Source organism: Spirillospora sp. NPDC052242 (assembly GCF_040679555.1).
Classification (GTDB): domain Bacteria; phylum Actinomycetota; class Actinomycetes; order Streptosporangiales; family Streptosporangiaceae; genus Spirillospora.
Genome location: NZ_JBFAUZ010000055.1, coordinates 1 through 12998, shown reverse-complemented (window position 1 = coordinate 12998; position 12998 = coordinate 1). Strand labels below are relative to the sequence as shown.

Annotated in this window: 9 protein-coding genes; 2 read left to right on the top strand and 7 right to left on the bottom strand. The window is 70.7% G+C overall.

Annotation, left to right across the window (positions count from 1 at the left end; genetic code table 11):
• Nucleotides 1-66 precede the first annotated feature (66 nt).
• The 6 genes from AB0L25_RS33965 to AB0L25_RS33940 all read right to left on the bottom strand — a co-directional run bounded on the left by AB0L25_RS33965 (nucleotide 67) and on the right by AB0L25_RS33940 (nucleotide 9027).
• Nucleotides 67-228 (bottom strand): hypothetical protein, encoded by a 162-nt coding sequence (locus AB0L25_RS33965; RefSeq protein ID WP_500176857.1) that lies wholly within the window; start codon nucleotides 226-228, stop codon nucleotides 67-69.
• 177 nt (nucleotides 229-405) lie between these two features.
• Nucleotides 406-1560, bottom strand: coding sequence for an acyl-CoA dehydrogenase family protein (locus tag AB0L25_RS33960; RefSeq protein WP_500176856.1), 1155 nt, complete (start codon nucleotides 1558-1560; stop codon nucleotides 406-408).
• Entirely contained in the window at nucleotides 1557-3518 is a 1962-nt protein-coding gene (locus AB0L25_RS33955; protein ID WP_500176855.1) for an acetyl/propionyl/methylcrotonyl-CoA carboxylase subunit alpha, read from the bottom strand. Before AB0L25_RS33955 ends, AB0L25_RS33960 begins: the two co-directional genes overlap by 4 nt.
• A 5-nt stretch (nucleotides 3519-3523) precedes the next feature.
• Complete coding sequence (locus AB0L25_RS33950) at nucleotides 3524-5116, bottom strand: acyl-CoA carboxylase subunit beta (protein WP_500176854.1); 1593 nt, start codon at nucleotides 5114-5116, stop codon at nucleotides 3524-3526.
• On the bottom strand, nucleotides 5113-6828 hold the full coding sequence (locus AB0L25_RS33945) for an acyclic terpene utilization AtuA family protein (protein ID WP_500176853.1): 1716 nt from the start codon (nucleotides 6826-6828) through the stop codon (nucleotides 5113-5115). The genes AB0L25_RS33950 and AB0L25_RS33945 overlap by 4 nt, the downstream gene beginning before the upstream one ends.
• A 1395-nt stretch (nucleotides 6829-8223) precedes the next feature.
• Nucleotides 8224-9027, bottom strand: coding sequence for a helix-turn-helix domain-containing protein (locus tag AB0L25_RS33940; protein WP_500176852.1), 804 nt, complete (start codon nucleotides 9025-9027; stop codon nucleotides 8224-8226).
• 537 nt (nucleotides 9028-9564) lie between these two features.
• Between AB0L25_RS33940 and AB0L25_RS33935 the strand changes: the two genes are divergently transcribed.
• Complete coding sequence (locus AB0L25_RS33935) at nucleotides 9565-10173, top strand: TetR/AcrR family transcriptional regulator (RefSeq protein ID WP_500176851.1); 609 nt, start codon at nucleotides 9565-9567, stop codon at nucleotides 10171-10173.
• A 1120-nt stretch (nucleotides 10174-11293) separates the two neighbouring features.
• Here the strand turns inward: AB0L25_RS33935 and AB0L25_RS33930 are convergent.
• Nucleotides 11294-12199 carry an alpha/beta fold hydrolase gene (locus AB0L25_RS33930; RefSeq protein WP_500176850.1) on the bottom strand — a complete coding sequence of 302 codons (906 nt, stop codon included), beginning with the start codon at nucleotides 12197-12199 and terminating at the stop codon, nucleotides 11294-11296.
• Nucleotides 12200-12281: 82 nt separating this feature from the next.
• Here AB0L25_RS33930 and AB0L25_RS33925 point away from each other — a divergent pair, with 82 nt between their 5' ends.
• Nucleotides 12282-12917, top strand: coding sequence for a TetR/AcrR family transcriptional regulator (locus AB0L25_RS33925; protein WP_500176849.1), 636 nt, complete (start codon nucleotides 12282-12284; stop codon nucleotides 12915-12917).
• Nucleotides 12918-12998: the final 81 nt, after the last annotated feature.

The window sequence follows — 12998 nt, the reverse complement described above, 5'->3', positions numbered from 1 at the left end:
GAGGGCGAACGCACCCCGCCGGACGTCTCCCAGCACCGGCCGCACGCGCGGCGGCCGGTGCGCGGATCAGAAGATGTTGATGTTGAGGTTCTCGTTCTCGTTCTCGCTCCCGCAGCAGTGGCAGCCGCAGTCGCCCTTGACCGGTTCGGCGGACGCCGCCGAGGACAGGCCGAAGCCCGCCATCGTGGTCGCCGCGGTCAGAACCAGAACCGAGACAATGCGCTTCATGATCTCCCTTTCGCCGGTTGTCTGGCGCTTGCTCCGCAATCCTCACTCGGAGCACCACGCAATGTCACCTTGATATCACTATGAGTGAGCAAAGTCGTGGCCGCCACGCAGGACGATCTTTGCGGGGCGAGACGCCGCCGGCGGACCGGCGATCGGGAACCGACCGTGGAGGCGGGATCAGTAGGACTTCGGCAGCCCCAGCGAGTGCTGCGCGACGAAGTTGAGGATCATCTCCCGGCTGACCGGCGCGATCCGCATCAGCCGCACCACCCCCGCGAGCATCCCGACGCCGTACTCGCTCGTCAGGCCGTTGCCGCCGTGCGTCTGGATCGCCTGGTCGACGCAGTGGATCGCGGCCTCGGCCGTCGCGTACTTCGCCATGTTCGCCGCCTCCCCCGCCCCCATGTCGTCGCCCTCGTCGTACAGCGCGGCGGCCTTCTGCCCCATCAGCCGCGCCAGCTCGAGCTCGATCTTCGCGGCGGCCAGCGGATGCGCGACGCCCTGGTGCGCGCCGATCGGCGACCGGAACACCTGCCGGTCCTTCGCGTACGCGGTCGCCTTGCCGAGGGCGAGCCGCCCGATCCCGGCGCCCATCGCCGACGCCATGATCCGCTCGGGGTTGAGGCCCGCGAACAGCTGCAGCAGCCCGCCGTCCTCGTCGCCGACGAGCGCGTCGTAGGGCAGCCGCACGTCGTCGAGGTGGCAGACGAACTGCTTCTCCGGCGACACGATCTCCATGTCGATCGGCGTGAAGGCGAACCCCGGCGCGTCCGTCGGCACGATGAACAGCGACGGCCGCAGGTTGCCCTTCTGGTCCTCGGTGCGGCAGACGAACAGCACGGCGTCCGACTCGTCGACGCCCGAGATGAACGTCTTCTGCCCGTTCAGCACCCAGCCGTCCCCGTCGCGGCGCGCGGTGGTGGTGATGCGGTGCGCGTTGGAGCCCGCGTCCGGCTCGGTGATCGCGAACGCCATCTTCACCGACCCGTCCGCGAACCGCGGCAGCCACCGTTTGCGCTGCTCCTCGGTGCCGGACCGCGCGATGATCGTCGCGCAGATCGCCGGGGACACGACCATGAGCAGCAGCGGGCAGCCGGCCGCGGCCAGCTCCTCGCACACCGCGGCGAGGTCGCCGATGCCGCCACCCCCGCCGCCGTACTCCTCGGGGACGTTGACGCCGAGGTAGCCGAGGCGCCCGGCCTCCGCCCACAGCTCGTCCGTCTTCTCCCCCGCCCGCGCCTTCTCCACGTAGTACGACGAGCCGTACTTCGCGCCCAGCTCGGCGACGGCGGCGCGCAGCGCCCGCCGCTCCTCGGTCTCGGTGAAGCTCACCCGCTGTTCCCTTCGATCACGGCGAGGACGGCACCGGCCTCGACCTGCTGCCCGGCTCCGACGTTCAGTTCCGCCACGGTCCCGGCGGCGGGGGCGGCGATGCGGTGCTCCATCTTCATCGCCTCCAGGACGACGAGGGCCTGCCCCTCGGCGACGCGCGCGCCCCGCTCGGTCTCGACGCGCACCACCGTGCCCGGCATCGGAGCCAGCAGCGACCCGGGGGCGATCTGGTCGCTCGGGTCGGCGAACCGCGGCACCTCCCGGAACGCGACCGGCCCGAACCGCGAGTCGACGAACACCTCGCCGTCCACGGCCGTCACCGCGAAGGTCTCGCGGAGCCCGCCGCGCTCGAGGACGACCTCGCGCGGGGCCGCCGACACCACGGACGTCCCCGGGCACGCCTCGCAGACCAGGCCGTCCCGGCCCAGGCGGTAGTCGACGTCGATCGTCCCGCCGGGACCCTCGAACGACCTGCGCTGCGGCTGCGACCGCACGTTGCGCCACCCGGACGGCAACCCGCCCTGCACCCGCGCCGCCGCCCGCTCGCCCGCCGCGCCCGCGAGCGCCGCGGCCAGCGCGGACATCCCGACGGCCTCCTCGTCCGCGATCGGCGCGGCCAGCACGTCCAGCCCGACCCGCTCCAGGTAGCCGGTGTCGGTGTCGCCCTCCAGGAACGACCGCTCCTCCAGGATCCGGACGAGCAGGTCACGGTTAGTGGCCAGGCCGTGGATCCGGGCGCCGCGCAGACCCGCCGCCAGACGCCGCGCCGCCGCGTCCCGCGTCGGCCCCCACGCGATCAGCTTGGCCAGCATCGGGTCGTAGTGGACGCCGACCACCGACCCGCTCTCCACGCCCGCGTCCAGCCGCAGCCCGTGCGACGCGGGCACCGCGAACTCGGCGTCGACCCCCGGCACCTCGAACGTGCGCAGCACGCCGCTGGCCGGACGCCAGTCCAGCGCCGGGTCCTCCGCGTACAGCCGCACCTCGATCGCGTGGCCCCGCGGCTCCGGCGGCGCCTCCGGCAGCCGGGCGCCCTCGGCCACGGCGAGCTGCCACCGGACGAGGTCCACCCCGTACACGCACTCGGTCACCGGGTGCTCGACCTGCAGCCGGGTGTTGACCTCCAGGAAGTGGAACCGGCCGTCCGGCGCGAGCATGAACTCCACCGTCCCCGCCCCGACGTAGCCGATGGCCCGCGCCGCGTCGACCGCCGCACGGCACAGCTCGTCCCGCAGTCCGGGGCCGACCGCCGGGGAGGGCGCCTCCTCGACGATCTTCTGGTGGCGGCGCTGGATCGAGCATTCGCGCTCCCCGAGCGCCCACACCGTGCCGTGCGCGTCCGCCAGGATCTGCACCTCGATGTGGCGGGCGTGCTCCAGCAGCGGCTCGCAGAACACCGCCGGGTCACCGAACGCCGACTTCGCCTCGCGGCGCGCCGCGGCGACCGCGTCGTCCAGTTCCGCCCGCGCGCGGACGACCCGCATCCCGCGCCCGCCGCCGCCCGCGGACGCCTTCACCAGCAGCGGCAGATCGTCCTCGGTCACCCGGCCGGGGTCGAGCTCCGGCAGCACGGGCACGCCCGCCGCCGCCATCAGCTTCTTCGCCTCGATCTTCGAGCCCATCGCGTCGATCGCCGCCGGCGGCGGCCCCACCCAGGTCAGGCCCGCGGCGACGACGGCCCGCGCGAACTCCGCGTTCTCCGACAGGAACCCGTACCCGGGGTGGACGGCGTCCGCCCCGGCGGCGCGGGCGACCTCGAGGACGCGCTCGGCGGACAGGTACGTGTCGCCGGGCGCCGCGCCGGGCAGCCGCCCGGCGACGTCGGCGTCCCGCACGTGGGGCGCGTCCGCGTCGGCGTCCGAGAACACCGCGACCGTACCGACGCCCAGGTCCCGGCAGGCGCGCATGACGCGGCGCGCGATCTCGCCCCGGTTGGCGACCAGCAGTCTCTTGATCATCACGCTCACATCCGGAAGACGCCGAAGCCGTCGGCTCCGCGCACGGGCGCGTTGTGGACGGCGGACAGGCACAGGCCGAGGACGGTCCGGGTGTCGCGCGGGTCGATCACCCCGTCGTCGTACAACCGGCCGGACAGGAAGAACGGCAGCGACTCCGCCTCGATCTGCGCCTCCACCATCTCCCGCATCGCGCGGTCCTGGTCCTCGTCGTAGACCTGGCCCCGCGCCTCCGCCGCCTGCCGCGCCACGATCGACAGGACACCGGCGAGCTGCTGCGGCCCCATCACCGCCGACTTCGCGCTCGGCCACGCGAACAGGAACCGGGGGTCGTACGCCCGGCCGCACATGCCGTAGTTCCCGGCGCCGTAGGACGCGCCCATCACGATCGAGATGTGCGGGACCTTGCTGTTCGACACCGCGTTGATCATCAGCGCGCCGTGCTTGATGATCCCCGCCTGCTCGTACTCCTTGCCGACCATGTAGCCGGTCGTGTTGTGCAGGAAGATCAGCGGCGTGTCGGCCCGGTTCGCGAGCTGGATGAACTGGGCGGCCTTCTGCGCCTCGGCGCCGAACAGGACGCCCTGCGCGTTCGCGAGCACCCCGACCGGGTAGCCGTGCACCCGCGCCCACCCGGTGACCAGGCTCGTCCCGTACAGCGGCTTGAACTCGTCGAACCGCGAGCCGTCCGCGATGCGGGCGACGACCTCGCGCGGGTCGAACGGGGTTTTCAGGTCCTCGGGGACGATCCCCGCCAGTTCGTCCGCGTCGTACAGCGGCTCCTCGACTGCCCCCGGCTCCGGCCCCAGCCTGCGGTGGTTCAGCCCCTTGACGATCTGCCGGCCCAGCCGGAGCGCGTCCGGTTCGTCCACGGCCATGTAGTCGGCGAGCCCGGACGTCCGCGCGTGCATCTCCGCGCCGCCGAGCTCCTCGTCGTCGGCCTCCTCGCCGGTCGCCATCTTCACCAGCGGCGGCCCGCCGAGGAACACCTTCGCGCGTTCCTTCACCATGACGACGTGGTCGCACATCCCCGGGATGTACGCCCCGCCCGCGGTGGAATTGCCGAACACCAGCGCGATCGTCGGGATCCCGGCCGCGGACAGCCGCGTCAGGTCCCGGAACATCCTGCCGCCGGGGATGAAGATCTCCTTCTGCGAAGGCAGGTCCGCGCCGCCCGACTCCACCAGGTTGATCACCGGCAGCCGGTTCTCCAGCGCGATGTCGGACGCCCGGAAGCTCTTCTTCACCGTCCACGGGTTGCTGGCGCCGCCCCGCACCGTGGGGTCGTTCGCGACGATCATGCACTCGACGCCCTCGACCACGCCGATGCCGGTCACCACGCTGGCACCGACCGGGAAGTCACTCCCCCACGCGGCGAGCGGGCTCAGCTCCAGGAACGGCGAGTCGCGGTCGAGCAGCAGCTCGATCCGTTCCCGCGCGAGCAGCTTCCCTCGCCTGCGATGCCGCTCGACGTACTTCTCGCCACCGCCCGTGAGCGCCTTCGCGTGCTCGGCGTCCAGCGCGGCCAGCTTCTCCAGCATCGCCGCCCGCCGCTCCCGGTATTCGGGACCCCGGGTATCGAGCGAACTCTTCAATCTCACAGGACGGCCTCCGGGACGTCGACGAGACAGGACCGCAGCCACTCCCCGAGGGCCTTGCCCTGCGGGTCGAACCGGGTCGAGGCGGACACGCCCTCCTGCAGCAGCCCTTCGACGACGAAGTTGACCGCGCGGAGGTTCGGCAGGACGTGACGCGTGACGGCGTGCGCCCGCGTCTCGGGCATGAGCTCGTGAAGCCGTTCGACGGTGAGGAAGGGCTCCAGCCACCGCCATTGGAGGTCCGTGCGGGCCCAGACCCCGATGTTGGCGTCACCGCCCTTGTCGCCGCTGCGCGCCCCGGCGATCCGCCCCAGCGGCACCCGCACGGTCGCACCCGCAGGAGGGTCTTCGACGAGACGCCGCGACGTCCCGTCGGCCGGCAACGCCCGGGTGACGGAAGGCCCTTCGATGGCGACACGGGTCCCGTCCGGCAGCACCGCCACGTGTTCGATCTCGTCGTTGGGGACGAACGCGGGCGAGTACACCCCGTACGGGCTCCCCTTCCCCGGCGGGGACGTCATCGTGAACCCGGGATACCCGGCCAGCGCCATCTCCACGGCCGCGCCGCTGAACCCTCGCCCGACCTTCTCCGGATCCGGGTCGAGGACCGCGCAGCGCAACAGCACCGTCGCCTCGCCCTGCGTGGCCGGGGCGGACGAGGGACTCCCGAGCAGCGTCCACTCGACCTTCGCCGGACGGTCCTCACCGAAGGCCGCGTCCATCTGCGCCTTCACGAGTTCGGCCTTGGCCTCGATGTCCAGCCCGGTGAGCACGAACGTCATCTCGTTACGGTGCCCCCCGAGGTGGTTGAGGCAGACCTTGGTCGACGGAGGCGGCGGCGCTCCCCGCACCCCACCGATCGAGACCCGGTCGCGACCGTCGCCGTGCAGTTCGATCGTGTCGAACCGCGTGGTCACGTCCGGACCGGCGTAGTGCGGGCCGCCGATCTCGTACAGCAGTTGGGCGGTGACGGTCTCGACCGTGACGGCGCCGCCCGTCCCGTCGTGCTTGGTGATCACGCTGGAGCCGTCCGCGTGAATCTCGGCCAGCGGAAAACCCGGCGCCTTTACGTTGTAGATTTCTTGAAAGAAGGCGTAGTTCCCGCCCGTAGCCTGCGCTCCGCATTCGAGCACATGCCCGGCGACGGTCGCACCGGCAAGAGCGTCCCAGTCATCACGTGCCCACCCGAAGTGCGCCGCCGCGGGCCCGACGACGAGCGACGCGTCCGTCACCCGCCCGGTCACGACCACGTCCGCGCCGCCCCGCAGGCACTCGGCGATCCCCCACGCCCCGAGGTAGGCGTTCGCGGTGAGCGGCCGCCCATACCGGACGGACGCCAGGCCGAGTTCGTCCACGCGGGCGAGGAGATCGTCGCCCTCGACGTACGCGACCTCGACCGCCACGCCGAGCCGGTCGGCCAGCTCGCGCAGCTTCGCGGCCAGCCCCCGCGGGTTCAGCCCGCCGGCATTGGTGACGATCTTCGTCCCGCGTTCGGCCGCGAGCCCGAGGCACTCCTCCATCTGCCGCAGGAACGTCGTCGCGTATCCGGCGTCCGGGTCCTTCATCTTCCCGCGCCCCAAGATGAGCATCGTCAGCTCGGCGAGATAGTCGCCGGTGAGGACGTCGAGCGGCCCTCCCTCCAGCATCTCCCGCACGGCGGAGAAGCGATCCCCGTAGAACCCCGAGGCGTTACCGATCCGCAACGGTCGACTCATGGCCAGCACCCTGCCACCCGACCAAGAAAAAATCAATCACGCATGATTGTTTCCCCAACACGCTCCCCCAGCACTCCCCAGGACCACACGCCCTCCAACAGGACCAGCACACCAACACTCCCTCCCACCGACAGCACCAACCGCCCCCGAGCCTCCACGGCCGCCCGCCTGACAAGCCGCACCAAACGCCCCGACCCTCCGGTGGACATCCGACCCCGATGAAGCCGACCTCCCACGCCCGCAAACCACGCGGCCACGACTCCCACAAGTCACGGCCGTAGGCCCCGTCAACCGGTTCGACGTCCTGGCTCACAACCAAGGACATGCGTCCGACCCGCCCCACAGGCCACTCCTCCGTGCCGTAGCCGGATTGCCACAGCCAGACTCCGGGCCAACATGGGCGTCCACCCGTTGGCCAGACGGGACCGCCGCTCGCCGAGGCCGACGCGGCCTCACCCGCCGGTCAGGCCCGCTCGGCGGCACGGGCCGGACGGTCGGCAGGGCTCCTGTGGCAACGCCCGGGCCGGCACCCCCGGCCGCGGGGCCCCCGGCTGTGGGCCCCCGGCCGTGGGCCAAGTGCACGGCCGAGCCGCCGGAGACCAGCCTGGGCGCGCGCTCGGGTTCTCGGGCCCGGTGGGCCTCGGCACATAGCGGCCACCCGTTGCCGGGGGGCACATGGCGGCGAACCGTCGGCCGGGGCCCATACCAACGATCCGTTGGCCGGAGCCCATGCCGGCGAACCATTGGTCGACGGGCACATGTCGGCGAACATCCCTGCCGGGAACCGGCGCCGCCGCCGTTGCCCACGCCGAGCCTGTGAACGTTGGAGCCGGTGAGCGTCCCGAAGCCCGGCGAAACCCTGTCGGCGCTCGACCAGACGGGCGACCTCGCTTTCGGCCGGGTTCGACTACCGGCACGTCTCCCACATATCCGGACCGATCGTCTCCCGGGCCCATTTCCTGATCATCACCACCACGGCAGCCTGGTTCCGCCGATCCTCGGCGGAGTCGGCACACGTGTTCTCCACCCGTCCTCCATGCGTTCGCGAAGCAAGCAACGTCCATCACGGAGGGCGCGGCGACCGACGCGGCTGCCGAGTGTGCAGGCCCCGCCGCTCCCCCTGGCGCGGTGCACCAGGCACCAGGGGAACGGCGCGGCGCATGCCGCGATTCAGCGAGTCGGCGCCCCTTGGCGCGTCATGAGCGAGAGCGCCCGCGTTCGTTGAGCCAGCGGCCCAGGGAACGCGCCAGCCGGCGGCGAGCAGAGTTCCGCTTCGAGGCGTTCACCGTCACAGGTCGCCGATCAGCGTGGCCATCCGCGCCACCTCCACGCATCGGCCGGTCTGGCTTCGGCTGTGGCGACTCTCTCGTCGGACGGAGGAGGAGCCGCGCACCTTCATAGGTCCTCCAGTTCTTTGAGGATGGCGACCTGGGAATCCTCGGCGTTCAGCGCCTTGGATCTGATGCTCTCGAACAGCGTGCCGAGTTCGGCGATGTACCCGTGGTCGTCGATCAGGTGCCCGCGTCCGCCCGCCGTCTCGATGTAGCCGGCGTCGGGCTCGCTTGAGGAAGAAAGGAGTGTGAACGCCCCCTCGGGGAGCACTTCGGCGTCCTCCGGCACCAGGTGGACGTGAACGTTGGGCGATTCCGCCAGACTCAGCAGATGTTCGAGCTGGCCTCGCATGACCGTGGGGCCGCCGAACGACCGGCGGAGCGCCGAAGCGTCGATGAGCGCGACGATGACGGGCGGATCCTCGCGCTGCAGGATCTCTGTTCTTTCCATCCGTGCCGCCAGCAATTGCTCGACCTTGTCCGGATGCCTCCCCTTTCGCAGTATCGCTCGCGCGTACTCCTCCGTGTGGAACAGCCCGTGGATCGCGAAGTTCTCGTACACCTTGACGATCGCGGCCTCGGCCTCCGCCTCCACGAACTCGGAGAAGCCCGGCGGAATACCGATCTCCTCGATGACGCGAGGGTAGAGGGCCTCGAAGAACTGTTCCAGCCCGAAGACCTCGTCCAGGCTCTGGGCGAGCTTGCGCGTCGGGCGCCGGGTACAGACTTCGATGCCACCGACCAGGCTGCTCGGGAGGTTGACCCGCGCGCCCAGTTCGGGCTGCGACCAACCCTTCTGCTCGCGGTTCCGCTTGAGGTGGAAGGCGAAGAACGCGCGAAGGGACTCGGTGGGGTTCGGGGTAGGCATGACGACCTTCCAATCTGTACGATGTCGCGCCCTCGACTGATGACGCACCGGGGTTGCTTCATAGCCGAGAGTAGTCGCCGCAGCGCTCGATTGAACCACCGAACTCAAAGTTTTTCGAGAAAGCGGATGATCATGAAATAACAACATCCACTTTCACTGCTTCACACAGAGAAATAGATATGGGGGAACACAGAATTATCCTGCATCGCCCCACAGCAAATCGCCCGCGCGCGCCCGAACCGTTAGGGACGCCCCAAGGACAGCCCTACTGCAAGGCGATCGCGCCACCTGTCCCCTACACCACTCCCCTACCTGGAAGCACCTGGCACAGTGGGCTGGCGTGCCCGACAACCGCGATCGGCCAGACGGCACACCCCCAGGACGCCGCATGGTCGCGAGCCCGCCACGCCAGAGCGAAATCGTCAGGGCATGCCGCGCGCACCCCGGCGAGCGGCGTGGCGGAAAGAATCAAGCGCGCTTGATTGTTTTCCCTTCCGAGCCTTTGATTGACTGGAGGTCCGTCGAGCCGAGGAAGAGATGACCACGCAGGCAGCTCCCCGCGAACCCCAGCAGCACCGCAGCCGCGCGACGCGCCAACGCCTCCTGGAGGCCGCCGTCGAATGCCTGGCCTCCGCCGGATGGGCCGGGACGACCGTGGCCGTCGTCGCCGAGCGCGCCGGGGTCTCGCGAGGTGCGGCGCAGCACCACTTCCGCACCCGCGAGGAGTTGGTGACCGCCGCGGTCGAGTACGGCTCGGAGGTCCGGATGTCACAGATGCGCGAGCGGCTGGACGAACTCGCCGGCCGGCGCCCGAGCACCCTCGACGTCGTGACGCTGCTCGGCGAGATGTACACGACGCCGCTGTTCAGGGCCGCGTTGCAGCTGTGGGTCGCCGCCAGCTCCGACGAACAGCTGCGCGCGCAGGTCGTCCCGCTGGAGGCGCGGGTCGGCCGGGAGGCGCACCGGCTGACGGTCGAGGCCCTGGGCGCGGACGAGTCGGTGCCGGGCGTTCGCGAAACCGTGCAGGCGACGCTCGACCTCGTCCGTGGCCTCGGGCTCGCCGACCTGCTCACCGACGACTCGGCCCGCCGGGGCCGGCTGCTGCGGCAGTGGGCCGCGACCCTCGACACGGCCCTCGGCCGCTGACCCGCCGCCGCTTCCCCGCGCGCCCGTGATCCCTCCCGAGTACACGACCGGTGGATCGACAAGTACACCGAGGGCCCCACTGCGGCGCCACCCGACCTGAACCGAGAACTGGAGATGAGCACGACGACCGGGACCACAAGTACGACCTGCGTCGCGGTGGCCGTTTTCGCGGGCTGGCCATCGACGAGACAAGGAGCAGGGTGCCCAGGCGTCCTCCTGGACGGCGAGGTGATCGAGGCTAAGCCGCCGCACAGGCTCACCCAGACCTGCCGCGCCCTGTACTTCGACGAGCCCGCCACCCGCCTCACCTACGAGACCGAGGAGGGCCCGGGCTCCGTCGTCTCCCCCACCGGCGCACGCGCGATCCCCGTCGATCACCGCGTCCGTCCCCTGCTTGCCTACGGCGTCGCCGCCGGGCCTCTGTTCTCGCTGACGATCGCGGCCCAGGCCATCGGCCACGACCCCCCGCGCCACCCGCTCAGCATGCGCGCCTCGGCAAGCACGGCTGGTTCCAGACGGCCAACTCCCTTGTCGGCAGGGTGCTGGTGCTTGTCGCCACCGCCGGGCTGCGGCGCATGCTCGCGCCCGCCTCCCCTTGCGCTACAGCGGCACCGCGCATCATCGCCGTCTACGGCGCGAGCCTGGACTGGAGCAGGGATAGCCCGGCCACAGAGGTCAGCTGGCACCGATGCTGCACAACGTCGCCCCCGACAGGAGTGGCCGGGCGCTCGGCATCGCATGCTTGGTCTTCGCACGGCGCTTCGCCCGCCAAGGCCGGATCGCTGGATGATCTACAGCGCGGCCGCACCGAGCGCCTACGTCCTGCGCGCGGCCGGCGCAATACCCGCCGGGAACTTCGTTCTGACGCCCACCGGAGGCCGACGCGGTCGGCCCGTTCTTCTCGTCTCCTCCCCGGACGGCTCCTTTGAAGCGCCCGTGTCACGTTTACTGGAGTCGTCCCGCCTCGGGGTCTCTGGGCGGCTCCCCAGAAGGTCGACATGGAAACCACGCCGAACCGGTTCGGCTTCGGCCTCCACCAGTCGCAGACCCCCCACTCCCGGCTCGCCCCGTTCCGGCGCGTCAGGCCAGATCACGCAAGAGGCGGATCGCTCGTGATTGGTCAGGCGCAGGTGGAAGTCACCTCGTCGGCGAACGAGCGCAGGGCGTCCGCCATCTGACGAAGTCCGGGATCTTCGACGGGCATGTGGCCACAGCCGTCCAGCATCACCAGCCGTCGCTTCCCCGGAAGCCGATCGAAGAACGGCCTGCTCAGTTCCACGGGCGTCCACCGGTCGGCGCCCGGGTGGACCATCAGCACCGGACAGGCGGTGAACTCCTCCGGCTCCACCTCCGGCACGGAGCTCATGTAGGTGCGCAGAAACCGCAAGGAGACCCGTCCCCCGCCGCCGAGCGGATCGGCCGCCACCGCGGCGTTCAGCTCCGGCCGGTTCGACATCGCCGACATCCGCGCGGGCCACCGAACCGGCACCCTGACGCCGTCCAGGGCCCGCAGGCCGTTCATCAGCGGCCGCGCGTAACGTCCCAGCCAGCGGAAGCGTGCAGCGGCCGCACGCGCCTCCGGGTCGCGCACGTCCAGCAGGCACGTCACGACCAGTCCGGCCGCGCCGGCATGCGCGACAGCACTGTAGGCGAGCATTCCGCCGATGCTGGCACCCAGGACCACCACCGGACGGTCGTCGCGTTCTCTCTCGAGCCGAATCAGCTCCGCCGCCAGTTCCACCCACAACCCGTATGTCACCGGACGCCCCGCGCATCGGGTCAGCCCGTATCCCGGCATGTCGGGCGCGACGCCTTCAACCGGCCCCATCAGCCTGAGGTAGGGCCAGAGCATCCGTGCGTGCCCGCCCGCTCCGTGCAGGACCACGTACTTCACAGGCGCGGCCGGATTGACCGTGCGCTCCAGCCGGACCTGCATGCCCCTCCACTTCCACCACTGCGTCTCGGCAGGCGGCCCCTCCGCCTCGCGAACCCATCCCGGGAAGAAATCGAGATAGTCGACGGCCATGCCCCGCTCCTTGCGTCGATCGGTCGGCAGCCGCAAAAATACTGAGGAATAACTCGCTTTTCTACTCGCGTTAGGGCCCCTGATGCCGGGCACTCCCAAGCCCCTCCGACCCCGCAAATCCCCACGTCAGCAGCGCTCTGCCGAGACGCGTGAGCGGATCGTCCAGGCGGCTGCTCGCGTTTTCATCGAGCACGGCTACGCAGCCGGCACCACCAACCGCATCGCCGACGAGGCGGGCCTGTCGATCGGCTCGCTGTACCAGTACTTCCCGAACAAGGACGCGATTCTGCTGGAGCTCACCCGGCGGCACATCGACGAGGGCAGGCGCGCCGTCGCCGCCGCGCTCGACCGCGGGCTCCCCGCCGACTGGGACGAGCGCGTCGCCCTCTTCGTGGACACGGCGCTCGAAGCCCATCGCGGCGACCCTCGTCTCCACCAGGTGCTGTTCGAGGAGTCACCACGCCCGCCCGCGCTGCTGGCCGAACTCCACTCGCTCCAGAAAGCCCTCGTCGAGACGATCGCGGAACTGCTTCGCGCCGACGTCGAAGACCATCTGCCAGACGCCCGCCTCGCCGCCTGGTTCCTCGTGAGCACGACCGAATCCCTGACCCACCGCTACTTCGCCGACCGCCCCACGGACGACGTCAGCGTCTTCCGCGACGAACTGATCGCCCTGCTCACGGCATACCTACACCGCCAGGTACCCGCCCAGAAATGAGAAAGGCCCCGCCGAAAATCGGCGGGGCCTCCCTGCAAAAAAGGTCCGGCGGCGTCCTACTCTCCCACACAGTCTCCCATG